General features: G+C 63.6%; 20 protein-coding genes. 12 read left to right on the top strand and 8 right to left on the bottom strand.

Annotation, left to right across the window (positions count from 1 at the left end; translation table 11 throughout):
• The first annotated feature begins 5 nt into the window (after positions 1-5).
• The 3 genes from E8F20_RS03675 (at position 6) to rluB (ending at position 2,895) form a co-directional block, all read left to right on the top strand.
• Entirely contained in the window at positions 6-704 is a 699-nt protein-coding gene (locus E8F20_RS03675; RefSeq protein WP_280282597.1) for a ScpA family protein, read from the top strand.
• On the top strand, positions 705-1,493 hold the full coding sequence (gene scpB / locus E8F20_RS03670) for an SMC-Scp complex subunit ScpB (RefSeq protein WP_280282492.1): 789 nt from the start codon (positions 705-707) through the stop codon (positions 1,491-1,493).
• Between the two features lie 109 nt (positions 1,494-1,602).
• Positions 1,603-2,895 (top strand): 23S rRNA pseudouridine(2605) synthase RluB, encoded by a 1,293-nt coding sequence (gene rluB / locus E8F20_RS03665; RefSeq protein ID WP_280282491.1) that lies wholly within the window; start codon positions 1,603-1,605, stop codon positions 2,893-2,895.
• Between the two features lie 90 nt (positions 2,896-2,985).
• Here the strand turns inward: rluB and E8F20_RS03660 are convergent, their stop codons facing one another.
• The 5 genes from E8F20_RS03660 to E8F20_RS03640 all read right to left on the bottom strand — a co-directional run bounded on the left by E8F20_RS03660 (position 2,986) and on the right by E8F20_RS03640 (position 7,643).
• On the bottom strand, positions 2,986-3,912 hold the full coding sequence (locus E8F20_RS03660; protein WP_280282490.1) for a GGDEF domain-containing protein: 927 nt from the start codon (positions 3,910-3,912) through the stop codon (positions 2,986-2,988).
• Between the two features lie 239 nt (positions 3,913-4,151).
• The gene (locus E8F20_RS03655) at positions 4,152-4,892 is read right to left on the bottom strand and encodes a YciK family oxidoreductase (RefSeq protein WP_028626617.1); all 741 of its coding nucleotides are present in this window, start codon (positions 4,890-4,892) and stop codon (positions 4,152-4,154) included.
• Positions 4,893-4,920: 28 nt separating this feature from the next.
• Positions 4,921-5,592 carry an N-acetylmuramic acid 6-phosphate phosphatase MupP gene (mupP, locus tag E8F20_RS03650; RefSeq protein ID WP_280282489.1) on the bottom strand — a complete coding sequence of 224 codons (672 nt, stop codon included), beginning with the start codon at positions 5,590-5,592 and terminating at the stop codon, positions 4,921-4,923.
• 5 nt (positions 5,593-5,597) lie between these two features.
• Positions 5,598-6,296 (bottom strand): bifunctional 2-polyprenyl-6-hydroxyphenol methylase/3-demethylubiquinol 3-O-methyltransferase UbiG, encoded by a 699-nt coding sequence (ubiG, locus tag E8F20_RS03645; RefSeq protein ID WP_280282488.1) that lies wholly within the window; start codon positions 6,294-6,296, stop codon positions 5,598-5,600.
• A gap of 21 nt (positions 6,297-6,317) precedes the next feature.
• A complete protein-coding gene (locus E8F20_RS03640; RefSeq protein ID WP_280282487.1) occupies positions 6,318-7,643 on the bottom strand; it encodes a TRZ/ATZ family hydrolase in 1,326 nt (441 codons plus the stop codon).
• Between the two features lie 112 nt (positions 7,644-7,755).
• On the opposite strand from E8F20_RS03640, the gene mtnA reads away from it, so the two are divergent.
• From mtnA to cmk, 7 genes are all read left to right on the top strand, one after another.
• A complete protein-coding gene (mtnA, locus tag E8F20_RS03635; RefSeq protein WP_028626621.1) occupies positions 7,756-8,832 on the top strand; it encodes an S-methyl-5-thioribose-1-phosphate isomerase in 1,077 nt (358 codons plus the stop codon).
• Between the two features lie 243 nt (positions 8,833-9,075).
• A complete protein-coding gene (gene gyrA / locus E8F20_RS03630; protein ID WP_280282486.1) occupies positions 9,076-11,853 on the top strand; it encodes a DNA gyrase subunit A in 2,778 nt (925 codons plus the stop codon).
• A 99-nt stretch (positions 11,854-11,952) separates the two neighbouring features.
• Positions 11,953-13,038: a 3-phosphoserine/phosphohydroxythreonine transaminase gene (gene serC / locus E8F20_RS03625; protein ID WP_028626623.1), complete on the top strand. Its 1,086-nt coding sequence runs from the start codon at positions 11,953-11,955 to the stop codon at positions 13,036-13,038.
• Position 13,039: 1 nt separating this feature from the next.
• On the top strand, positions 13,040-14,134 hold the full coding sequence (pheA, locus tag E8F20_RS03620; protein ID WP_028626624.1) for a prephenate dehydratase: 1,095 nt from the start codon (positions 13,040-13,042) through the stop codon (positions 14,132-14,134).
• A 79-nt stretch (positions 14,135-14,213) separates the two neighbouring features.
• Positions 14,214-15,326, top strand: a complete 1,113-nt coding sequence (hisC, locus tag E8F20_RS03615; RefSeq protein ID WP_280282485.1) for a histidinol-phosphate transaminase — start codon at positions 14,214-14,216, stop codon at positions 15,324-15,326.
• Positions 15,319-17,562, top strand: coding sequence for a bifunctional prephenate dehydrogenase/3-phosphoshikimate 1-carboxyvinyltransferase (locus E8F20_RS03610; RefSeq protein WP_280282484.1), 2,244 nt, complete (start codon positions 15,319-15,321; stop codon positions 17,560-17,562). The genes hisC and E8F20_RS03610 overlap by 8 nt, the downstream gene beginning before the upstream one ends.
• Positions 17,559-18,245, top strand: a complete 687-nt coding sequence (cmk, locus tag E8F20_RS03605) for a (d)CMP kinase (protein ID WP_280282483.1) — start codon at positions 17,559-17,561, stop codon at positions 18,243-18,245. The genes E8F20_RS03610 and cmk overlap by 4 nt, the downstream gene beginning before the upstream one ends.
• A 91-nt stretch (positions 18,246-18,336) precedes the next feature.
• On the opposite strand, the gene E8F20_RS03600 is transcribed toward cmk, so the two are convergent.
• Positions 18,337-19,344, bottom strand: a complete 1,008-nt coding sequence (locus tag E8F20_RS03600) for a bile acid:sodium symporter family protein (RefSeq protein ID WP_280282482.1) — start codon at positions 19,342-19,344, stop codon at positions 18,337-18,339.
• 83 nt (positions 19,345-19,427) lie between these two features.
• On the opposite strand from E8F20_RS03600, the gene E8F20_RS03595 reads away from it, so the two are divergent.
• Together E8F20_RS03595 and E8F20_RS03590 are read left to right on the top strand one after the other, a co-directional pair.
• On the top strand, positions 19,428-20,219 hold the full coding sequence (locus E8F20_RS03595) for a helix-turn-helix transcriptional regulator (protein WP_280282481.1): 792 nt from the start codon (positions 19,428-19,430) through the stop codon (positions 20,217-20,219).
• 210 nt (positions 20,220-20,429) lie between these two features.
• Entirely contained in the window at positions 20,430-21,266 is an 837-nt protein-coding gene (locus E8F20_RS03590; protein ID WP_280282480.1) for an enoyl-CoA hydratase/isomerase family protein, read from the top strand.
• Positions 21,267-21,671: 405 nt separating this feature from the next.
• Here the strand turns inward: E8F20_RS03590 and E8F20_RS03585 are convergent, their stop codons facing one another.
• Both E8F20_RS03585 and E8F20_RS03580 read right to left on the bottom strand, forming a co-directional pair.
• Positions 21,672-23,339, bottom strand: coding sequence for a DHA2 family efflux MFS transporter permease subunit (locus E8F20_RS03585; protein WP_280282479.1), 1,668 nt, complete (start codon positions 23,337-23,339; stop codon positions 21,672-21,674).
• Positions 23,336-24,433: an HlyD family secretion protein gene (locus tag E8F20_RS03580; RefSeq protein WP_280282478.1), complete on the bottom strand. Its 1,098-nt coding sequence runs from the start codon at positions 24,431-24,433 to the stop codon at positions 23,336-23,338. Before E8F20_RS03580 ends, E8F20_RS03585 begins: the two co-directional genes overlap by 4 nt.
• Between the last annotated feature and the right edge of the window lie 118 nt (positions 24,434-24,551).

Here is a 24,551-nt window from a genome sequence, read left to right as displayed (position 1 = left end):
ATGCGCTGGAAGTCTTCCTCGAGGCCTTCGAAGGTCCGCTCGACCTGCTGCTTTACCTGATTCGCAAGCAGAACATTGACATCCTCGACATCCCGGTCGCGGCCATCACCCACCAGTACATGGCCTACGTCGAGCTGATGAAGTCGGTACGCCTGGAGCTGGCCGCCGAGTACCTGGTCATGGCCGCCATGCTGGCCGAGATCAAGTCGCGCATGCTGCTGCCGCGTTCGAACGAGACGGAAGAGGAAGAAGACGATCCGCGCGCCGAGCTGATCCGCCGCCTCCAGGAGTACGAGCGCTTCAAGGCGGCCGCCGAAGGTATCGATCAACTGCCTCGCGTGGGGCGCGACCTCATTGTTCCGCGTGTGGATGCACCGGACGCGCGAGCGCGCAAGCTGCTGCCGGATGTCGCCCTGGAAGAGGTCCTGCTGTCCATGGCCGAGGTGTTGCGCCGTGCGGATATGTTTGAAAGCCACCAGGTAACCCGCGAGGCGCTGTCCACCCGCGAACGTATGAGTGAGGTGCTGGAAAAGCTCAAGGGCGGGGCTTTCGTACCTTTCGTCGTGCTGTTCACGGTCGAGGAAGGTCGTCTTGGTGTCGTGGTCACCTTCATGGCGGTGCTGGAGCTGATCAAGGAACAGCTGGTTGAACTGGTGCAGAATGAGCCATTTGCCCCCATCCACGTTCGGGCGCGAGCCGAGTAGATGAACCTCAACGATCCCAAGGAACTTGCGTCGCTGCTGGAAGCTTTCCTCTTGGCGTCCGGCAAGCCTCTGTCGCTGGAGCGTCTGGCCGAGCTCTTCGAAGAGGCCGAGCGCCCCGAGCTGTCGGTGATCCGTTCGGCCCTGGCCATCCTCGGCAAAAGCTGCGAGAAGCGTGCGTTCGAACTGCGCGAGGTCGCCTCCGGCTACCGTCTGCAGATTCGCGAGCGCTTCTCGCCCTGGGTTGGTCGGCTCTGGGAGGAACGGCCACAGCGCTATTCGCGCGCGATGCTGGAGACCCTGGCCCTGGTAGCCTATCGGCAACCCATTACCCGTGGTGAAATCGAGGATATTCGCGGCGTTGCGGTCAACAGCCAGATCGTCAAGACACTGTTGGAGCGGGAGTGGATTCGGGTGGTCGGCTATCGCGACGTACCCGGAAAGCCGGCCATGTTCGCCACTACGCGCGCGTTTCTCGACCACTTCAACCTGAAAAGCCTGGAAGAGCTCCCGCCGCTGGCCGCCCTGCGTGAGCTGGAGCCCGAGCCGGTGCTTGGGTTGGATGATGGTGATGCGCCAGTGCCCGAAGGGTTGCAGGCCCGTGCGGACGCCGAACAGCTTGCCGAACCGCGCGTGGAAACCAGTTTCCGCTCCCTGCTGGCCGAGCTCGACACCATGGAAGAGGGGCTGAAGACCGACTTCGATGATCTGCTGCTCGATGAGGCCGACGAAGCCGAATCCGTTGCTGCCGAAGCCGACGACGAGCCGCTTCCGGATGAAACCCTACATTGACGCCACCGGTCAGCGGACAGGCTGACGCCGGGACTTTGCTCAGCTAGCCTCACTGCCAGCGGCCGCGTATGATGCGCGGCCTTTTACTGCTACACCGGGAGGTGCCCAGATGAGTGACGTCGAATACAGCCCCACAGGGGAAAAGCTGCAGAAGGTCCTGGCCCGCATGGGGCTGGCTTCTCGCCGCGATATAGAGGCCTGGATCACTGAAGGCCGAGTAAAGGTCAACGGCGAAGCCGCCACCCTTGGCCAGCGCGTCGACAGCCATGACGCCATCAGCGTCGATGGTCGTCTGCTCAAGCGCGAAGAAGAATTCGAGAGCGTCCGCCGCGTACTGATCTATAACAAGCCCGAAGGAGAAGTCTGCACCCGCGACGATCCTGAAGGCCGTCCCACGGTGTTCGAGCGCCTGCCGCGCCTGAAGGCCGGCCGTTGGATCAACGTCGGTCGCCTGGACATCAACACCACCGGCCTGCTGCTGTTCACCACTGACGGTGAACTGGCCAACCGCCTCATGCACCCCTCCTACGAGATGGACCGCGAGTACGCCGTGCGCGTGCGCGGCGAAGTCACCGAGGAGATGTTGGAGAACCTCAAGCAGGGCGTGATGCTGGATGACGGTCCTGCGAAGTTCACCGACATCAAGGAAGCGCCGGGTGGTGAAGGCTTCAACCACTGGTACCACTGCGTGGTGATGGAAGGCCGCAACCGTGAAGTGCGTCGTCTCTGGGAATCCCAGGGGTTGGTGGTCAGTCGCTTGAAGCGCGTGCGCTTCGGCCCGGTATTCATCACTTCCGACCTGACCATGGGTCGCTGGCGTGAAATGGGCCAGAACGAGGTGGATATCCTCAGCACCGAAGTCGGTTTGAAGCCTGTGGCGCTGCCGGCCATGAAGGGCAAGTTTCGCGAGAAGCTGGATCGCCTGCAGCGCAAGTCGGCCAAGCCGGTGGGTGCGCGCGGTCAGCGCAGCGAAGGTGGCGAGCGTCCTGCTCGTGGCCCGCGCAGCGAAGGTGGCGAACGTCCTGCTCGTGGCCCGCGCAGCGAAGGTGGCGAGCGTCCTGCTCGTGGCCCGCGCAGCGAGGGTGGCGAACGTCCTGCTCGTGGCCCGCGCAGCGAAGGTGGCGAGCGTCCTGCTCGTGGCCCGCGCAGCGAGGGCGGTGAGCGTCCGGCCCGTGCTCCTCGCCGCGATGGCGACGAGCGTCCTGCTCGCGCTCCGCGCGGCACGCCGGTAGCTGATCGTCCGCGTGACGAGAACAAGAAGCGCCCGGCCAAGTCTCACGGTGAGCGTCCGGCCGTGGAGCTGGCGGACCGTCCGACTCGCAAGCCGCAGCGTCCGCCGCACAAGCGCAGCGGACCGGCAGGTGGCGAAGGTCAGCGTCCGGGCTTCGGTCGCAAGCGCTGATTCAAGGCGCAATGAAGAAGGGGCTCTCATGAGCCCCTTTTTACTGTCTGCTATTTGTGCGAACTCGTCCGCGACTTGCTGCGAGGTGCCTCAGCCGGCCATGGACAGGCGGTTGCGGCCTTCGCGCTTGGCCACGTAGAGCGCGTTGTCCGCACGGCGTAGCAAGCTCTCCACGGATTCCGCCGGCAGAAGGGTGGCGCAGCCGAGGCTGATCGAGAGGTCCAGGGGGTGACCCTGCACCAGGTACTGCAGTTCAAGGATGCCCAGGCGCAGGCGTTCACCTACCAGGGCAGCGGCTTCGCGGCAGGTGCCTGAGAGCAGCACGAGGAATTCCTCTCCGCCGAAGCGGAACACCATATCAACGTTGCGCAGGCGTGCCTTGAGCGTGTTGGCGACCGCTTTCAGGACTTCATCGCCGGTGCCATGGCCGTATTCGTCGTTGATGCGCTTGAAGTGATCAATGTCCAGCATCAGTACCGACAGCGGCTGCAGATTGCGTCGGGCGAGGTCCACTTCGCGCTGCAGGGTCTGCTCCATGGCGATGCGATTGCCCGTGTCGGTAAGCGGGTCGCGCAAGGCGCTCTGGATAGCCGCACGATAGAGCAGGGCGTTGCGCAGCGGAAAGAGCAAAGTGGCGAGCAGGGATTCCAGTTGGTTCAATTCCTGTTCGTCGAAGCGCTGGTTGCGCCGGAAAATCAGTTCACCCAGGTACTCACCTTCATGGGTCAGACGATAGCCGGCTGAGTGGCTGGAGCGGCTGCCGTACTCAAGGCGTAGGTCGCTGCTCTGGTGCTGGTATGCCAGGGCGTCGAGGGCAACCAGGCGCTGCACTTCGCTGAAGAACAGGCTGATGATGCGCTCCACCTCCAGGCTGGTCTGCAGTTGCAAATTCAACTGGCGACGCAGCTCTGCCAGGCTGAGGGGGCGCAGCGTGGGCTGGCGCTTACCGGAGAAGCCGAGGCGCTGCAGCTTGGCCGCGTCAAAATCGATGGTGTTGGACTGTGTGGGAGGAACCATGGAGTTGAACCTCTGACGCAAATTGCGACGACACCAGGCATGGAGCTATTTTCGTGCCAGGAGTTCGTTAATTATAAAAAATCATTTAATTTCAATTGCTTAGCTGTTCTTTGTCGGCTTGCGAGGCAAGCCTTTGCCGGGTTAATGGCGAAACAGTGGCAATGTGATGCCGTTCACGGGAAAGGTCGCCGGAAATCTGGCGAAGGCTGCGACGGTCGGATGACCGCCGCGGAGGGAAGTCATTGCGCGTCGAAAGCCTGGCCGTTCACACCAGCGCTGTCCGGCCCCATGAGATAGAGGTAGACAGGCATGATCTCGGCGGGTTCCGGGTTGTTGTCAGGGTTTTCACCTGGATAGGCCTGGGCGCGCATATCAGTGCGCGTTGCGCCGGGGTTGATGCTGTTGGCACGAACGCTGGCGATGCCGTCCACTTCGTCGGCCAGGACCTGCATCAGGCCTTCGGTGGCGAACTTGGACACCGCATAGGCGCCCCAATAGGCCCGGCCTTTGCGGCCGACGCTACTGGAGGTGAAGATCACCGAGGCGTCCTTGGACAGCTTTAGAAGCGGCAGCAGGGTGCTGGTCAGCATGAACATGGCGTTGACGTTGACTTGCATGACGCGCATGAAATTGTCGCCCGAGAGCTGCTCGATGGGGGTGCGGGGGCCGAGGATGGAGGCGTTGTGCAGCACGCCGTCGATGCGCCCGAACTCCGTCTCCAGGGTCGCTGCCAGTTCGTCGTACTGGTGCGGCTGGGCGGTTTCCAGGTTGAAGGGGATCACCGCGGGTTGTGGGTGGCCGGCGGCCTCGATCTCGTCGTAGACGGCGTTCAGGCTGGCCTCGGTCTTGCCCAGCAGCAGTACGGTAGCGCCGTGGGCGGCGAAGGTCTTGGCGGCCGCTGCGCCGATGCCACGGCCGGCTCCGGTGATCAGAATGACCCGGTCCTTGAGCAGGTCGGGGCGGGCGGAATACTGGAACATGTGAATCTCCTTCGGGGCGCTACTGGCTTCAGCAGCTGCACAGCGCGCGGTCGAGCACGGCGCGCAATTCGAGCGGGTGGTCGACCACTACGTCGGCGCCCCAGTGGGCGGGGTTGTCGCTTGGGTGGATATAGCCGTAGCTGACCGCCGCAGTGCGGGTGCCGGCGGCGCGGCCGGACTCGATGTCGCGAAGGTCGTCACCGACAAAGAGCACACTGGCCGGGTCCAGGTTCAGCTTGCTGCAAGCCAGCAGCAGCATTTCCGGGTCCGGTTTGCTGTTCTTCACGTGATCGGGGCAGATCAGCACGGCGGAGCGCCCGGCCAGGCCGAGCTGCTCCATGATCGGCTCGGCGTAGCGTACCGGCTTGTTGGTCACCACACCCCAGATCAGCTTGGCTTGCTCGATATCCGCCAGCAGTTCGTCTATGCCGTCGAAGGGGCGGGTGAGCACTGCGCAGTGGCTCTGGTAGCGCTCCAGGAACTCCAGGCGCAGGGGCTCGAGCTGCGGGTCTTCGGGGTCCATCTCGAAGGTGATGGCGACCATGGCGCGGGCGCCGCCGGAGACCACGTCGCGGATCAGCTTTTCGTCCAGGGGCGCCAGGCCGCGTTCGGTGCGCATGGCCTGGCAGATGGCGATGAAATCGGGCGCCGAGTCGAGCAGGGTGCCGTCCATATCGAAAAGTACCGCTTGAAGACGCATGCCGGTCACTCCTCGCGCAGGGTCTGGATCATGTAGTTGACGTCGACGTCGCCTTCCAGCTTGTAGTGCTTGGTCAGCGGGTTGTAGGTCAGGCCGATGATATCCTTCACCTGCAGGCCGGCGGCACGGCTCCAGGCGCCGAGCTCGGAGGGGCGGATGAATTTCTTGAAGTCGTGGGTGCCGCGCGGCAGCAGGCCCATGATGTACTCGGCGCCGACGATGGCGAAGAGGTAAGCCTTGGGGTTGCGGTTGATGGTGGAGAAGAACACCTGGCCGCCCGGCTTGACCAGGGTGTAGCAGGCGCGGATCACCGAAGCCGGATCGGGCACGTGCTCGAGCATTTCCATGCAGGTGACCACGTCGAACTGACCGGGCATCTCGGCGGCCAGGCCCTCAGCCGTGATGCGGCGGTATTCCACCGGCACGCCGGACTCCAGTTGGTGCAGTTGGGCGACCGCCAGCGGGGCTTCGCCCATGTCGATGCCGGTAACGGTGGCGCCACGCTGCGCCATCGATTCGCTGAGGATGCCGCCGCCGCACCCGACATCCAGCACCTTCTTGCCGGCCAGCTTGACGCGCTCGTCAATCCAGTTGACCCGCAAGGGGTTGATGTCGTGCAGGGGTTTGAACTCGCTCTCGCGGTCCCACCAGCGGTGGGCGAGGGCCTCGAACTTGGCGATTTCGACGTGATCGACGTTGGTCATGGGATGTCCTCGAAACAGAATTCAGCGGCCGGCGATGCGATCGCCCCAGGCGCGGGCAGTGGCGCCCAGGTGCTCTTCGTCCAGGCGGGTCAGGCGGCCGTCGTCCAGCAGTTGCCTGCCGTCGACCCAGAGGTGCCGCACCGCGTCGCGCCCGGTGGCATAGATAAGTTGGGAAACCGGATCGTAGACCGGTTGCTGGGCGAGCCCGGAGAGGTCGAAGGCCACCACGTCGGCGGCTTTGCCTACTTCCAGGGAGCCAGTGTCCTGGTCGATTCCCAGGGCGCGTGCGCCATTGAGGGTGGCCATGCGCAAGGCGCGATGGGCATCCAGGGCGCTGGCCGAGCCGGACACGGCCTTGGCCAGGAGGGCAGCGGTGCGGGTTTCGCCTAGCAGGTCCAGGTCATTGTTGCTGGCTGCGCCATCAGTGCCAACGGCGACATTAACGCCGGCCTGCCAGAGGCGTTCCACTGGGCAGAATCCGCTGGCCAGCTTGAGATTGGATTCCGGGCAGTGGATCACGTTGCTGTTGCTTTCCACCAGAAGGGCAATGTCTGCGTCATCTACCTGGGTCATGTGCACGGCCTGGAAGCGCGGGCCGAGAAGGCCGAGGCGGGCAAGGCGTGCCATTGGACGCTCGCCCCGCAGGTCCAGGCTTTGCTGGACCTCGAAGGCGGTTTCCTGGACATGCATATGAATGCCGGCGTCCAGTTCCTCGGCGAGTACGCGGATATCCTCGAGCTTGTCGTCACTGACGCTATAAGGTGCATGGGGGCCGAAGGCGACCTTGATGCGCGGGTGGTGCTTGAGATCGCTGAACAGCTCGACGCCACGGCGGATTGCTTCGGCAGCGTCGACAGCGCCCGGGATGGGGAAGTCCAGCACCGGGATCGCCAGTTGGGCCTTGATTCCGGCGGTATGGATGGCAGAGCTGGCCTGGGCCGGGAAGAAGTACATGTCGGAGAAGCAACTGATGCCGCCCTTGATCTGCTCGGCCACGGCCAGTTCGGTACCGTCTCGGACAAATGTCTCATTGACCCACTTGGCCTCGGCGGGCCAGATGTGTTCCTGTAGCCAGGTCATCAGTGGCAGGTCGTCGGCCAGCCCGCGGAACAGGGTCATCGCGGCATGGCCGTGGGCGTTGATCAGGCCGGGAGCCAGCAGCATGCCCGGCAGTTCGCGGCGCTCGCGGGCGTCGGCGCGCAGTGCTACGTCCCGGGGTGCGAGCAGGGCGATACGACCGTCACGGATTCCCAGCGCATGATCCCGCAGGACCACGCCGGCAGGCTCTACCGGAACTATCCAGGACGGGAGCAGTAGCAGATCGAGCGGGGCGTTGGGGCTGGGCATGGAGGCGCATCCTGGGCGCAAAATGAAGTGGCGGCAGTATACCCGAGCCAGATAGGCTCCGGCTCGCTATAATCTGCGGTTTTTCCGCGAGTTACGGGTGGCGAGGTGGGCGATGCGTGAACAACTGTTGGCAGCCGAGAAGGTCAAGGCCATCGACTGGCGTGACGGCGTGCTCCACCTGCTCGATCAGCGTTTGCTGCCGGCTGAAGAGGTCTGGCTGGCCTACGAGTCCGCTGAAGGTGTGGCTCAGGCCATCCGCCAGATGGTGGTTCGCGGCGCGCCAGCCATTGGAATCAGTGCAGCATACGGTGTCGTACTTGGCGCGCAGGCGCGCATCGCCGCTGGTGGCGACTGGCGCGAGGCGCTGGAGGCCGACTTCAAGGTCCTGGCCGAGTCCCGGCCGACTGCGGTCAACCTCTTCTGGGCACTGAACCGCATGCGTGAACGCCTGGAGCGTGTGCGTGATGGCGAAACACCGCTGCAGGCGCTTGAGGCTGAGGCCATTTCCATCCATCTGAGCGATCGGGAAGCCAACCTGACCATGGCTCAGCTCGGCATGGAACTGATTCGCAAGCACCAGGGGAGTCCCCAGGCATTGCTGACTCATTGCAATACGGGGGCGCTGGCGACGGGCGGTTTCGGCACCGCCCTCGGGGTAATTCGTGCGGCGCACCTGGATGGCTTGGTGGAGCGGGTCTACGCCGATGAAACACGTCCCTGGCTGCAGGGCGCACGACTGACCGCCTGGGAACTGGCCAACGAAGGCGTGCCGGTGAGTCTCAATGCAGACGCTGCCGCTGCTCACCTGATGAAGACTGCCGGCATTACCTGGGTCATCGTCGGTGCCGACCGCATCACCGCCAATGGCGATGTGGCCAACAAGATCGGCACCTACCAGTTGGCAGTCAACGCTATGCACCATGGCGTGCGCTTCATGGTGGTGGCGCCCAGCTCCACCATTGATATGTCGCTGGAAAGCGGGGACGACATTCCGATCGAGGAGCGCGACGGTTCAGAGTTGCTGGATCTGGGCGGCCGCCGTATTGCTGCGGAAGTGCATGCCGTCAATCCGGTTTTCGATGTGACTCCTGCCGATCTGATCGATGCCATCGTGACCGAGAAGGGTGTGGTTGAGCGTCCCGACGCTGCAAAGATGGCTCAGCTGATGTGCCGCAAGCGCCTGCATTGAGCCATCGGTGCGACGTTTTCACCCTGCCGGCACGCCGCCCGGCGGGGTAGGTGCAAGACGGTGACTATGGTAAGCTCCGGCAGTTATTGCCGCCCCTCCATTGAGGCGGCCCAATTGCACAGATCCTTGGCTTAACTCGTTGATTTGTCGTGAGTCGCTGCAGCATCTGGCCGCAGTGGCGAGCTTCGCGCCGCTCAGGACGAGCGGGGCGGAGTTTCATCAGAAAAAGGAACCAGGCTTCTCATGGGCGAACTGGCCAAAGAAATCCTCCCGGTCAATATCGAAGACGAGCTGAAACAGTCCTACCTCGACTACGCGATGAGCGTGATCGTCGGGCGCGCCCTGCCGGATGCGCGCGACGGTCTCAAGCCGGTGCACCGTCGCGTCCTCTATGCGATGAGCGAGCTGGGCAACGACTGGAACAAACCCTACAAGAAGTCCGCCCGTGTGGTGGGTGACGTCATCGGTAAGTACCACCCGCACGGCGACACCGCGGTCTACGACACCATCGTTCGTATGGCCCAGCCGTTCTCGCTGCGCTACATGCTGGTGGATGGCCAGGGCAACTTCGGCTCGGTCGACGGCGACAACGCCGCGGCCATGCGATACACCGAAGTGCGCATGTCCAAACTGGCCCACGAACTCCTGGCCGACCTGGACAAGGAAACCGTGGACTGGGTGCCCAACTACGACGGCACCGAGCAAATCCCCGCGGTCATGCCGACCAAGGTCCCAAACCTGCTGGTCAACGGTTCCAGCGGTATCGCTGTGGGCATGGCGACCAACATCCCGCCGCACAACCTCAGCGAAGTCATCGACGGTTGCCTGGCGCTGATGGATAACTCCGAGCTCACGGTCGATGAGCTGATGCAGTACATCCCGGGCCCGGACTTCCCCACGGCAGGCATTATCAACGGCCGCGCCGGCATCATCGAGGCCTACCGCACCGGCCGTGGCCGCATCTATATACGTGCCCGCGCCGAAGTCGAGGACATGGAAAAGGGCGGCGGCCGCCAGCAGATCGTGGTCACCGAACTGCCCTACCAGCTGAACAAGGCGCGTCTGATCGAGAAGATCGCCGAGCTGGTCAAGGAGAAGAAACTCGAAGGCATCACCGAACTGCGCGACGAATCCGACAAGGATGGCATGCGCGTAGTGATCGAGCTGCGCCGTGGCGAAGTGGGCGAGGTGATCCTCAACAACCTCTACGCCCAGACCCAGATGCAGAGCGTCTTCGGTATCAACGTCGTGGCCCTGGTGGATGGCCAGCCGCGCACGATGAACCTGAAGGACATGCTCGAAGTGTTCATCCGTCACCGCCGTGAAGTGGTGACCCGTCGTACCGTTTACGAACTGCGCAAGGCGCGTGAACGCGGCCACATCCTCGAGGGCCAGGCAGTCGCCCTGTCCAACATCGACCCGGTGATCGAGCTGATCAAGAGCTCGCCGACTCCGGCCGAGGCCAAGGAACGCCTGATCGCTACCGCCTGGGAGTCCAGCGCGGTGGAAGCCATGGTCGAGCGCGCCGGTGCCGATTCCTGCCGTCCGGAAGACCTGGACCCGCAGTACGGCCTGCGCGAAGGCAAGTACTACCTATCCCCCGAACAGGCCCAGGCCATCCTGGAATTGCGCCTGCACCGCCTGACCGGCCTGGAGCATGAAAAGCTGCTGGCCGAGTACCAGGAAATCCTCACCCTGATCGGTGAGCTGATCCGCATCCTCACCAACCCTGAGCGCCTGATGGAAGTCATCCGCGAAGAGTTGGAGAAGGTGAAGGCCGAGTTCGGCGACGCCCGACGTACCGAGATCGTTGCGTCCCAGGTGGACCTGACCATCGCCGACCTGATTACCGAAGAAGAGCGTGTCGTCACCATCTCCCATGGCGGTTATGCCAAGTCCCAGCCGTTGGCTACCTACCAGGCCCAACGTCGTGGCGGCAAGGGCAAGTCGGCTACCGGCGTGAAGGACGAGGACTACATCGAACACCTGCTGGTCGCCAACAGCCACGCCACGCTCCTGCTGTTCTCCAGTAAGGGCAAGGTGTACTGGTTGCGCACCTTCGAAATTCCGGAAGCCTCCCGTACCGCGCGTGGCCGTCCGCTGGTCAACCTGCTGCCGCTGGATGAGGGCGAGCGCATCACCGCCATGCTGCAGATCGACCTGGAAGCCCTGCAGCAGAGTGCAGGTGCCGAGGAAGACCTGGAAGAGAACGAAGGCGTGGTGATCGAAGGCGAAATCGTCGAAGCCGAAGGTGGCGACGACGAAGGCGCCGACCTCGACGACGAGCAGGACGAGCCCACCGGTGCCTACATCTTCATGGCTACCGCCTTCGGTACCGTGAAGAAGACTCCGCTGGTGCAGTTCAGCAAACCGCGTACCAGTGGCCTGATCGCCCTGAAACTGGAAGAGGGAGACACCCTGATCGCCGCCGCTATCACCGACGGTGCGAAGGAAGTCATGCTCTTCTCCGACGGCGGCAAAGTCATTCGCTTCAAGGAAAAACACGTCCGCACCATGGGCCGTACTGCCCGTGGCGTGCGCGGCATGCGTCTGCCGGAAGGCCAGAGCCTGATTTCCATGCTGATCCCGGAGTCGGGCGCGCAGATCCTCTCTGCTTCCGAGCGTGGCTACGGCAAGCGTACGCCGCTGGAAGACTACCCGCGTCGCGGTCGTGGCGGCCAGGGCGTGATCGCCATGGTCACCAACGAGCGTAACGGCAAGCTGGTGGGCGCTGTACAGGTGCAGGATGGCGAAGAGATCATGCTGATTTCCGACCAGGGCACCCTGGTGCGCACCCGCGTGGACGAAGTCTCCAGCTCCAGCCGTAATACCCAGGGCGTTACCCTGATCAAGCTGGCCAAGGATGAGACCCTGGTCGGCCTGGAACGCGTCCAGGAGCCGTCTGGTGTCGACGAGGACGAAGAACTGGAGGAAGGCGAGGAGCAGGCCGTTGACGCCGTGGCCGATGCCCAGGCGGATGACGCTCAGCAGGATGACGTTCCGCCGGCTGGCGACGAGTAATAGTTGTAGAAACGGGCAGGCCGTCAGCCGGCCTGTCCATTCGGTAGGTAACAATTGGCGGGGGCACCGGTGCCCCCGCGCTACCCAGTGAGAATGGATGTGAGCAAGCGAGCCTTTAACTTCTGCGCCGGCCCGGCCGCGCTTCCGGAAGCTGTTCTGCAACGCGCCCAGGCGGAACTCCTTGACTGGCAGGGCAAAGGCCTTTCCGTCATGGAAATGAGCCACCGCAGCGACGAGTATGTTGCCATTGCTGAAAAGGCCGAGCAGGACCTGCGCGACCTCCTGTCCATTCCCTCCAATTACAAGGTGCTGTTCCTCCAGGGCGGTGCCAGCCAGCAGTTCGCCGAGATTCCGCTGAACCTGCTACCGGAAAACGGTGTCGCCGATTACGTCGAAACCGGCATCTGGTCGAAGAAAAGCATCGAAGAGGCCAGCCGCTTCGGCCGCGTCAACGTTGCTGCCAGTGCCAAGGGCTACGACTACTTCGCGATCCCCGGCCAGAACGAGTGGCAGCTGTCGAAAGACGCGGCCTACCTGCACTACGCCTCCAACGAAACCATTGGCGGCCTGCAGTTCGACTGGATTCCGGAAGTGGGCGACGTGCCCCTGGTCGTGGACATGTCCTCGGACATCCTTTCCCGCCCGCTGGACGTTTCCCGCTTCGGCCTGATCTACGCCGGTGCGCAGAAGAACATCGGCCCCAGCGGCCTGGTCGTGGTCATCGTCCGTGAGGACCTGCTCGGACGCGCCCGCGCCAGCTGCCCGACCATGCTCAACTACAAAGTCGCCGCCGATAACGGCTCCATGTACAACACCCCGGCCACCTTCTCCTGGTACCTCTCGGGCCTCGTCTTCGAGTGGCTGAAGGAGCAGGGCGGCGTCGAGGCCATGGAACAGCGCAACAAGGCGAAGAAGGAATTGCTCTACGGCTACATCGACAAGAGCGATTTCTACACCAACCCGATCGCCCACAATGCCCGCTCCTGGATGAACGTTCCGTTCCGCCTTGCAGACGAGCGCCTGGACAAGGACTTCCTCGTCGGCGCCGACGCCCGTGGCCTACTTAACCTCAAAGGTCACCGTTCGGTTGGCGGTATGCGCGCCTCCATCTACAACGCTGTCGGCCTTGATGCGGTCGAAGCCCTGGTGGCCTATATGGCGGAGTTCGAGAAGGAGCGCGGCTGATATGTCCGAGCAAGAACTCAAGGCACTGCGCCTGCGCATCGACAGTCTCGACGAGAAGATCCTCGACCTGATCAGCGAGCGCGCTCGCTGCGCCCAAGACGTGGCTCGCGTGAAGATGGCCTCCCTGCCGGAAGGCGAGAAACCGGTCTTCTACCGTCCGGAGCGCGAGGCGTGGGTCCTCAAGCACATTATGGATCGCAATCAGGGCCCGCTGGACAACGAAGAGATGGCGCGGCTGTTCCGCGAAATCATGTCTTCCTGCCTGGCCCTGGAGCAGCCACTCAAGGTCGCTTACCTCGGCCCGGAAGGCACTTTCACCCAGGCCGCAGCGCTCAAGCATTTCGGCCACGCGGTGATCAGCTCGCCGATGGCCGCCATCGACGAAGTGTTCCGCGAAGTGGCCGCCGGCGCGGTCAACTTCGGCGTGGTACCGGTAGAGAACTCCACCGAGGGCGCGGTGAACCACACCCTCGACAGCTTCCTCGAACACGACATGGTGATCTGTGGCGAGGTGGAGTTGCGTATCCACCACCACCTGCTGGTGGGCGAAAGCACCAAGACCGACAACATCACCCGCATCTACTCCCACGCCCAGTCCCTGGCGCAGTGCCGCAAGTGGCTGGACGCCCATTACCCGAATGTCGAGCGCGTGGCGGTTTCCAGCAACGCCGACGCTGCCAAGCGGGTGAAGAGCGAGTGGAACTCGGCCGCCATCGCCGGCGACATGGCAGCCAGCCTCTACGGCTTGACCAAACTCTGCGAAAAGATCGAGGACCGCCCGGACAACTCCACGCGCTTCCTCATCATCGGTAGTCAGGAAGTGCCGCCCACCGGCGACGACAAGACGTCGATCATCGTCTCCATGCGCAACAAGCCGGGCGCCCTGCACGAACTCCTGGTGCCGTTCCACAACAACGGCATTGACCTTACCCGCATCGAGACCCGCCCGTCCCGCAGTGGCAAGTGGACCTACGTGTTCTTCATCGACTTCGTAGGCCACCACCGTGATCCGCTGATCAAGGACGTGCTGGAGAAGATCAACCAGGAAGCCGTTGCCCTGAAGGTGCTGGGTTCCTACCCCAAAGCGGTGCTTTGAATTAGCGACGGGCCGTCGCGCTCCAGCCAGGGTTGGGGCGCGCTACGGCGGCCCCTAGCCCGTAGTTGAGGCTGAATCCATGAGCTGTGACTTCCTCGCCCTTGCCCAACCGGGCGTGCAGAAACTTTCGCCCTACGTACCCGGCAAGCCGGTGGATGAACTGGCCCGCGAGCTGGACCTCGACCCGGCCGGCATCGTCAAGCTGGCCAGCAACGAGAACCCCCTCGGCCCGAGCCCCAAGGCCCTGGAAGCCATTCGCGCCGAGCTGGCCGAGCTTACCCGCTACCCGGACGGCAATGGTTTCGAGCTCAAGCGTCGTCTGGCCGAGCGCTGTGGCGTTTCCCCGGCCCAGGTCACCCTGGGCAACGGCTCCAATGACATCCTCGACCTCGTCGCCCGTGCCTATCTGGCTCCCGGCCTGAACGCCGTGTTCAGCGAGCACGCCTTCGCCGTCTACCCCATCGCCACCCAGGCCGTGGGCGCTACCGGCAAAGTGATCCCAGCGGTGAACTACGGCCACGACCTGCCGGCCATGCTGGCGGCCATCGATGCCAACACTCGCGTCGTGTTCATCGCCAACCCGAACAACCCCACCGGGACCTGGTTCGGTCCCCAGGCCCTGGAAGACTTCCTCGCCAAGGTCCCGGAGAGCGTGCTGGTCGTACTGGACGAGGCTTATATCGAGTACGCCGAAGGCGAAGAACTGCCTGATGGCCTGAACTACCTGGCCCGTTATCCGAACCTGCTGGTCTCCCGCACCTTTTCCAAGGCCTATGGCCTCGCCTCGTTGCGTGTGGGCTACGGCCTGTCCAGTGCCCAGGTGGCCGACGTGCTGAACCGCGTGCGCCAGCCATTCAACGTCAATAGCCTGGCCCTGGCTGCCGCTTGCGCAGCGCTGGACGATGCCGACTACCTGGCCGAGAGCCGCCGCGTCAACGATGCTGGCATGGCCCAGCTGGAGGAAGGCTTCCGCGCTCTGGGGCTGTCGTGGATTCCCTCCAAGGGCAACTTCATCGCCGTCGACTTCGGCTGCGACGCCGCCCCGATCAACCAGGCCATGCTGCGTGAAGGCGTGATCCTGCGTCCGGTGGGCGGCTATGGCATGCCGACCTTCCTGCGCGTCTCCATCGGCCTGCCGACAGAGAACGCCCGTTGCCTGGAGGCACTGGCCAAGGTGCTCGGCCGTGGCTGATGTCATGACCCTGAAACAGGGCGCCCCTATCTTCGGGCGCCTGGTGGTGATCGGCCTGGGCCTGATCGGCGGTTCCTTCTCCAAGGGGTTGCGCGAGAAGGGCCTGTTCGCCGAAGTGGTGGGCGTGGACAAGGACCAGGAGTCCTGCCGCATTGCCGTCGAAACCGGCGTGGTCGACCGTTGCGAAAGTGACCTCGCTGCGGCCTGCCGCGGTGCCGACGTTATCCAGCTCGCGGTTCCTATCCTCGCCATGGAAAAGCTCCTCGCTGAACTGGCTTCCCTCGATCTGGGCGACGCCGTGCTGACGGATGTCGGCAGCGCCAAGGGCAACGTGGTGCGTGCGGTGTGTCGGGTTTTCGACGGCATGCCGGCGCGCTTCGTGCCCGGCCACCCGATCGCCGGTTCCGAGAAGAGTGGGGTAGAGGCGGCCAACGCCGGCCTGTTCCGCCGTCATAAGGTGATCCTTACGCCGGTGGAGAACACCGATCCATCCGCCCTGCAGTGCGTCGACCAGCTCTGGCGCGCTCTCGGCGCTGACGTTGAACACATGGAGGTCGAGCACCATGACGAGGTGCTCGCCGCGACCAGCCACCTGCCGCACCTGCTGGCATTCGGCCTGGTCGACTCGCTGGCCAAGCGCAGCGAGAATCTGGAAATCTTCCGTTATGCCGCCGGCGGCTTCCGCGACTTCACGCGGATCGCCGGCAGCGACCCGGTGATGTGGCACGACATCTTCCTCGCCAACCGCGACGCCGTGCTACGCATCCTGGACGCATTTCGCGCCGACCTCGACGCCCTGCGCGGCGCGGTCGACGCAGGGGATGGGCATGAACTGCTGGGCGTGTTCACTCGCGCCCGCTTCGCCCGCGAGCATTTCAGCAAAATCCTGGCCCGCAGGGCCTATGTGGACGCCATGCACAACAACGATCTGATTTACCTGGCGCAGCCGGGTGGCAAACTCGCCGGCCGTATCCGCGTACCGGGCGACAAATCCATTTCCCACCGTTCCATCATGCTCGGCTCCCTGGCCGAAGGCACCACAGAAGTCGAGGGCTTCCTCGAGGGCGAAGACGCCCTGGCAACCCTGCAAGCCTTCCGCGACATGGGCGTGGTCATCGAAGGGCCGCACCACGGCCGTGTGACCATCCACGGTGTCGGCCTGCACGGCCTGAAGCCGCCGCCCGGCCCGCTCTATCTGGGTAACTCGGGTACCTCCATGCGGCTGCTCAGCGGTCTGCTGGCAGCGCAGCCGTTCGACACCACCCTGACCGGCGACGCCTCGCTGTCCAAGCGGCCGATGAATCGCGTGGCCAAGCCGCTGCGCGAAATGGGCGCTGTGATCGAGACTGGCGCCGAAGGCCGCCCGCCGCTGACCATCCGTGGCGGCCAGCGCCTCACTGGCATGAACTACGAAATGCCCATGGCCAGCGCCCAGGTGAAATCCTGCCTGCTGCTCGCCGGTCTCTACGCCGCCGGTGAAACCGCAGTCACCGAACCGGCACCGACCCGCGACCACACCGAGCGCATGCTCCAAGGCTTCGGCTACCCGGTGAAGGTGGACGGCAACACCGCCACCGTCGAGAGCGGCCACAAGCTTTCCGCTTCACGCATCGAAGTACCCGCCGACATCTCCTCGGCAGCCTTCTTCCTGGTCGCTGCCAGCATTGCCGAAGGCTCCGAACTGGTACTGGAACACGTTGGTATCAACCCGACCCGTACCGGCGTGATCGACATCCTCAAGCTCATGGGCGGCGACATCACCCTGGAAAACCAGCGTGAAGTGGGCGGAGAGCCTGTAGCCGATATCCGCGTGCGCGCAGCCAAGCTGAAGGGCATCGACATCCCTGAAGACCTGGTGCCGTTGGCCATCGACGAGTTCCCCGTGCTCTTCGTCGCGGCTGCCTGTGCCGAAGGCCGCACCGTGCTGCGTGGCGCGGAAGAACTGCGGGTGAAGGAATCCGATCGCATCCAGGTCATGGCCGACGGCCTGCAGGCCCTGGGTGTGAAGGCCGAGCCGACCCCGGACGGCATCGTCATCGAAGGCGGCGCCATGGGCGGCGGCGAAGTCTGGAGCCACGGCGATCACCGTATTGCCATGTCCTTCAGCGTGGCGTCGCTGCGTGCCAGCGCGCCGATCCGCATCCATGACTGCGCCAACGTCGCCACCTCCTTCCCCAATTTCCTCGGTCTCGCGACCCAGTCCGGCATCCGTGTAGCGGAAGAGGGCAAGGCATGAACGCCAATGTGCCCGTAATCGCCATCGACGGGCCCAGCGGTTCCGGCAAGGGCACCGTAGCTGGCCTACTGGCCAAGCGCCTGGGCTGGCGCCTGCTGGATTCCGGTGCGCTGTATCGCCTGCTGGCATTCGCCGCGCGCAATCACGGGGTCGACCTGACCAACGAGGAATCCCTCAAGGTCCTGGCCGCTCACCTGGACGTGCAGTTCAACGCCAAGACCGGTGGTGGCCAGAGCATCGTGCTGGAAGGCGAGGACGTCACCGACATCATCCGCTCCGAGCAGGTGGGCGCCGGTGCCTCCCAGGTCGCTGCACTGCCCGCCGTGCGCGAAGCGTTGCTGCAGCGCCAGCGTGCCTTCCTCGAGACCCCTGGCCTGGTGGCCGATGGTCGCGACATGGGCACCGTGGTCTTCCCCGAGGCGCAGCTGAAGATCTTCCTTACCGCCAGCGCTGAAGAGCGTGCCCGTCGCCGCTACCTGCAGCTCAAGGGCAAGGGCATGGAGGCCGACCTGAGCTCCCTGCTGAAGGAAATCCAGGACCGCGACGAACGCGACAGCCAGCGCTCCGTCGCCCCGCTGAAGCCGGCGCCGGATGCGATCATCCTCGACTCCACCAGCCTCAGCATCGAGGAGGTGCAAGGCAAGATCCTCGAAGCCTTCGCTGCCCTCGGCCTGGACGACTGAGCTCAAGCTGATACAAGAAACGCCGCAGTCATCGACTGCGGCGTTTTTGTTTATGGGGCGGGGTCGTGGAGACGAGTTCCTCGGCGATGCTTTACGGCCTGGCTGAAGCGTCAGCCGGGGAACTGAGCGGGGGCAGTTCCGGTCGCTGTGCATAGCGCTGCGCCACTACGGCACAGACCATCAGTTGGATCTGATGAAACAGCATCAGCGGAAGAATGAGTACGCCGATGCTGCTCCCAGCGAACAGCACCTGCGCCATGGGAACGCCAGTGGCGAGGCTTTTCTTCGAACCGGCGAAGAGAATGGTGATGCGGTCTTCGAGGCCAAATCCCAGCCATTTGCCCAGTTGATGGACGACCAGCAAAATCAGCGCCAACAGCAAGCAGCACCCGGCTACAACGCCCAGCAGTTTCAGGACTGGAACCTGCTGCCAGAGACCGCCGATCACCGCTGCACTGAATGCGGTGTAGACCACCAGCAGGATGCTCCCCTGGTCGACGTTCTTCAGCCACCCCTTGTTGCGGGTCACCCAGTTGCCGATCCAGCGGCGGGCGATTTGGCCAGCGATGAAGGGCAACAACAGTTGGATGCTGATCTTGCGGATAGCCTCGACAGTCGAACCCCCATCCCCGTGAACACCCATCAGCAAGGCGACCAGCACGGGCGTGATGAAAATGCCAATCAGACTGGAGGCGGCGGCACTGCAGACTGCCGCCGGGAGGTTGCCGCGCGCCAGTGAAGTGAAGGCAATGGCCGATTGCACGGTGGCGGGCAGGGCGCAGAGATAGAGGAAACCCGCGTAGAGCTCGGTTCCCACCAAGGGCAGAAGCACGGGTTTCAGGGCCAGGCCGAGCAACGGGAAGAGGCCGAAGGTGCAAGTGAATACCAGGAGGTGCAGGCGCCAGTGGCTGGCACCGGCGATCACGGCCTCGCGGGACAGCTTGGCGCCGTGCAGGAAAAAGAGCAGGCCGATGGCGATATTGGTGATCCAGTTGAAGGCCACTGCCAGTTGGCCTTGAGCGGGTAGAAGGGTGGCAGTGGCGACGACGGCAATCAGCGTCAGGGTGAAGTTGTCCGGCAGGAAACGCGAACGGGCCATGGTGTGAGTCCGGTTATTGTCATTGAGGCTCGGGATACTCTAGCCTTGGTCAGGTATGCCGACTAACGCGATAGGGGCAAGAAATGCCTGTAAACGGACAGGGCGTGTGGCCCGAGCGGCAGGTCCCACGACTGGAAAAGCTGCCTCGCCCGCTGTTCGCCCGCAATGAGTCGCTGGAGAACGCGGTGGGGACACCGCGCCATACCCATGCCTGGGTGCAACTGTCCTATGCCATTCGCGGGGTGCTGCATGTGCACACCGCAGAAGGGAGCTTCGTCGCGCCGCCGCAGCGTGCAGTGTGGATACCGGCGGGCGCGGAACACGAAGTGTTCAGCTCCCCCCATACGGAGATGCGCAGCCTGTACCTGGACGCTGCAGCCACTGGCAGCGGGCTCGACAGCTGCCGGGTGATTGAGATCAACGCCCTTACGCGAGAGCTGATCCGGCGCTTCTGCGAACTGCCGGTGGAGTATGACGAGGACGGCCCCGACGGTCGGTTGGCGCAGGTCCTGCTGGACCAACTGCTGGTGGCCCGCGAGGTCAGCTTGTCCTTGCCGTTACCCAGTGACCCTCGGTTGCTGCGGCTGTGCCGGGCGCTGCAGGAAGCCCCTGACAACGCCCGGACGCTATTGCAATGGAGCGAGGATATCGGCGCCTCGGAAAAGACCCTGCGGCGGTTGTTCCTGCGTGAAACCGGCCTGACTTTCCGCGTCTGGCGCCAGCGACTGCGGCTGCATGGCTCGCTGGAAGCGCTGGAGCAGGGGCAGCGAGTCACTGAAGTCGCGCTGGCCTGTGGTTACGATTCCACCTCTGCCTTCATCGCCGCATTTCGACAGCACTTCGGCGTGACGCCGGGGGACTTCTTCCAGTCCTGAACCGGGCATCGATTGTGTGTGGTCCCGGCCGCATTCCTTTTCTCTCCTGCCGACCCCCATTCCACTTCGCCAAGGGCCGACCAGCACAACGCCCGGCAGGGCAATTCGGTGTGCGTCACTGTGAGTCCCCGGCATTCTTTCAATCAATGATGCTTGAGCGCACTGAGTGCCCTTCACATAGTGGGGGCGACCACAATCGGGAGAAAGGCGTTGAGCGATTACCAGAGCTTCACCCGCGAAGATCACGATGGCGTTGCCGTGGTGCGTTTCGATCATCCACCGATCAATCTGGTCGATCGCACCATGGTGATCGACCTGCTGCATCTGGCGAAGAGCCTCGAGGGTGACGCTCAGACCAAAGTGGTGGTCTTTCGCAGCGATAATCCCGAGTTCTTCCTGGCTCACTATGACCTGGGCAGCCAACTGGATGCCTCGCCGATGGCCTTGCCACCCGGCGTGGCCAGCCCCCTGAGTGGGCTCTTCAGCCGTTTCAGTCGCCTTCCGCAGGTCACCATCGGCGAGCTGCGCGGGCGCGCCCGTGGGGCGGGAAGCGAATTCCTCCTGGCACTGGATATGCGGTTTGCAGTTGAAGAAACCGCCGTACTGGGGCAGCCGGAAATCGGCGTGGGGCTATTGCCTGGCGCCGGTGGCACGGTGCGATTGACTCAGATGCTGGGTAGGGCTCGCGCGCTGGAAGTCTGTCTGGGCGGTGAGGACTTCGATGCCAGGTTGGCGGAGCGTTATGGCTGGATCAACCGTGCCTTGCCAGGCGAACAGCTCGGTCCATTCTGCGATGCGCTGGCTCGCCGCATCGCGGGCTTCCCGGCCGGCGGAATCGCCAACGTCAAAGCAGTCGTGGAGCGTGTCAGCAGCGCCGACGACGATGCGCTGGTAGACGAGTCGCAGCGCTTCGTGGCTGACATGCATACCCCGGAAACCGTTGAACGGGTCCGGTGGATGCTGGCGCAGGGCGGCCAGACCCAGGGCGTGATGGAGCGTGAACTGGGCACCCTTCTAGGGCGTTACCCGCACCCCTTGAACGAATGACCGGGTCCGTGATACCGGAATGGCCATGGCGCGATTACGGCATGCCATGCTCCAGACCGCCGCAGGATGGCCTGAGCCTGTGATTCCCATCAATCGGCGGCAGGGGTGTCAAACCTACGAACTAGAATTTCAGTAAGGCTCCGCAGAGAAGAGCCGCTGGCCGTCGTAGCGGTTTCCCCATCCGCGATTATTCGCGAAGCTTCGGCGGCCCCTTTTAGGGGCGAGAGAGCTGTTCGCTTGCTGATCACGCGGGGGTCATGCCAGCCGCTTTTTCAGTCCGACGAGGGCGGTATTCCTCGCCGAACAACCGGGTGTGATCACCAGGATGGATTGCTCATTTTCACTCTGAGCCCGCTCCAACCGCTCAATAGTCGCGCCGTGCGCGTCCTGTCATCGCGCCAGCTATCAGTGGGGCTCGAACGACCCGAAGGACGCGCAAGGCGTATCCGTACCCGTGTTGATTGGCGTGGGTTGTCTCACGGCCACGGTTCGCGCAGCGCGCACTTTCGCGTAGCGCGCGAGCCCGGCCTTGATGCCGATCAGCAGCGGGGCGGCGATGACAAACAGCAAGGCAACTGCGTTGAACGCCGTGTCGAAGGCAATCACAGTGGATTGGCTCGACACGGCCCGACCGAGAAGGCTCATCGCCGCCTGGCTTGCGGCAGCTGCATCCATCCCTCTCTCCGTCAGCATGGCGGTCGTGCTCGTCAGGCGTTCGATGACAGCGCTCCCTCCTGCGGTGACGTTCGCGCCGAGGATCACGCCATTGGCGATGACGTTGTGGTCGATCAGTGTCTGGAGTGCGGCCACCCCCATAAGGCCTCCAAGCTGGCGCCCCGTATTGAACAGGCCGATTCCGCAGGCGAGGTTTCGACTGTTGAGGTTGCTGAAAGCGATCAAGGTGATCGAAAGAAACAGGAAGCCAAGGCCCAGGCCGCGCAAGAGGATGGCGGCCATCATGTCGTCCGTTCCGCTTTCGCTGGTCGAACCGGACAACATCCCCATCGCAACCATGATCATCAGGATTCCAAAGGGCACCGTGGCGAACGGCGGAACCCGGCGCACCTGCATGAGAAAGGCAGAAATGAGGAGCGCGCCGATGAAAAACGCGCCACTCGGCAACAAGAGCTGGCCAGCATCAGTAGGCGTGAACGCGAGGACTGACAGGGCGAACGTCGGAATCAGGAACGCACTCCCGAACAAGGCGGCGCCAGCGACGAAACTGACGATGAAGGCGAAGGAAAAGTCGTCCGATCTGAACAGGGTGAAGTCGAGCAGACCCTGGCCACTGGCCAACAGTTGCTGGCCGAGAAATGCCAGCAGCGCCGCTGCGCCGATCACCGTCAGCCACAGGATGTGAGGTTCCTCGAACCAGTCCCATCGACTGCCCTGGCTGAAGACGTAGGTGAAACAGAACAGGGTGGCTACGATCAGTGAGAAACCGATCCCGTCGAATGGACGGCGCCGGATACTGGGGGGTATCGGGCAGTCGGCGATCAGCAAAAGTCCGGCGGCCGCCAGGGCAACCGGCACAATGCTGAAGAAGATCCACGTCCAGGATTGGCTATCGATCAACCACCCTTGAAGCTCCGGTGCGATAGTCGCCGGGGCGACAACGGCGCCCATGGCAAACAGGGCCTGCAGGATTGGCTGATGGGCACGCGGGTAGGCGAGGAAAAGGATCGTCTGGCCGGCGACCAGCAGGGTGCCGCCGCTGAAGCCCTGAATGCTGCGAAGCGCGACCAGCAGGTCCAACCGAGCGGTGATGGCGGCCATGCCGCACGCCAGGCCCATGAGGAGGGTGGAGGCGATCATCACATTGCGCGGAGTGAACCGGTTCAACAGCCAGGGAGCGGTCATGAACCCGACAAGTTTGAGCGCGGTGTAGCCTACATCCAGCCACGCGAACTCATCAGGCGTTGCATAGGTGTCGCCGATGATGTCGCTTCGTCCGAGCGACAGAACGGTGCTGGCGATCGCTTCCGTCAGCGTGGCAATCAGAATGCCCGCAATGAGCAGGACTCCGGTCGTCGACCGGCTGTCGTTCGGTGCGGTGAACGCAACGCTGGTCATGAGCCGCTCCCGCCCGCTACTTCGACGCGTGCGGACAAGCCAGGCACGATGCGCCCCGGCAATGGATTGTCGGCAAAGCGGATCTTTACCGGAACACGCTGCACGACACGCACGAAGTTACCTGTTGCGTTGTCTGCGGGAAGCAAGCTGAACGCCGACCCACTCCCAGGCGCAAAACTGTCGACCACGCCTTCGAGTACCCCGCTCGGGTATCCGTCGATGGTGATGCGCACACTCTGGCCGGGCCGGATATGTTCGAGTTGCGTTTCCTTGAAGTTCGCCACGACCCACACATCATTGACCGGAACGATATCCAGCAAGGCAACGCCCGGCGTAACAAAGCGGCCGATGCGGACCTGGCGGTTGCCGATAACCCCGCCCACTGGCGCCCGTACCACGGTGCTCTCGAGATCGATCCGGGCGAGATCGCGCGCGGCCTGCGCCTGTGTCACGGCAGCAACGGCAGCCTCCCGCTGGGCTACCAGGACGACGATGCGTTGCTGCTCCGCCTCTACCGTTGCGGAAGCGGCCGATACGGTGGCCTCGGCGCGTGATCGTGCCGCGTCGCTTTCATCGACGAGCGCTTGGCTGACCGCATTGCTGCGGATGAGTTTGCGGCTGCGATCATGGGTCTTGATCGCCAGATTCATCTCGGCCACGGCCGATCGTTTCTGCGCCTCGACTTGTCGAATCAGGGCACGTTGGAGCTGGGCCTCCGCATCGACATTGGTCAGGCGAGCCTGGGCAGCTATGACATTCGCCGTTGCTTGCGCAAGCCGTGCGCGGTAGTCCCGATCGTCGATCCGGAACAGGATGTCACCCGCCTGGACGGTCTGGTTGTCCTCGACCTCTACCGCGGTGACATAGCCGGCCACCTTGGCGGCGAGCGAGGTGACGTCGCCGCGGACATACGCGTTGTCGGTCGAGGTCGCGCCGCTCGAACGGGCCATGGCCCATCCGGCCGCCACGACCACCACGGCGCCGACGCACAGCAGCACGCCGATTGTCTTTCTTTTGTTTTTCCGCGCCGCTGCGACACCGATCTCGGAGTTTTTGCCGGTGGCAATGGCGACGTTGTCCTCGAGCGATTTCATTCTCTTGTTTCCTGTTAATGACCAATGACCAATGACCAATGACCAATGACCAATGGCCTGCAGCAGAGCAGCAGTAACCTGCCGCCGGGCTGTCGAACGTCGATCAGGGCGTTGATCG

This window comes from Pseudomonas sp. BN415, from assembly GCF_029871195.1.
Lineage (GTDB): Bacteria > Pseudomonadota > Gammaproteobacteria > Pseudomonadales > Pseudomonadaceae > Metapseudomonas > Metapseudomonas resinovorans.
This window is presented reverse-complemented; position numbering and strand designations above follow the sequence as displayed.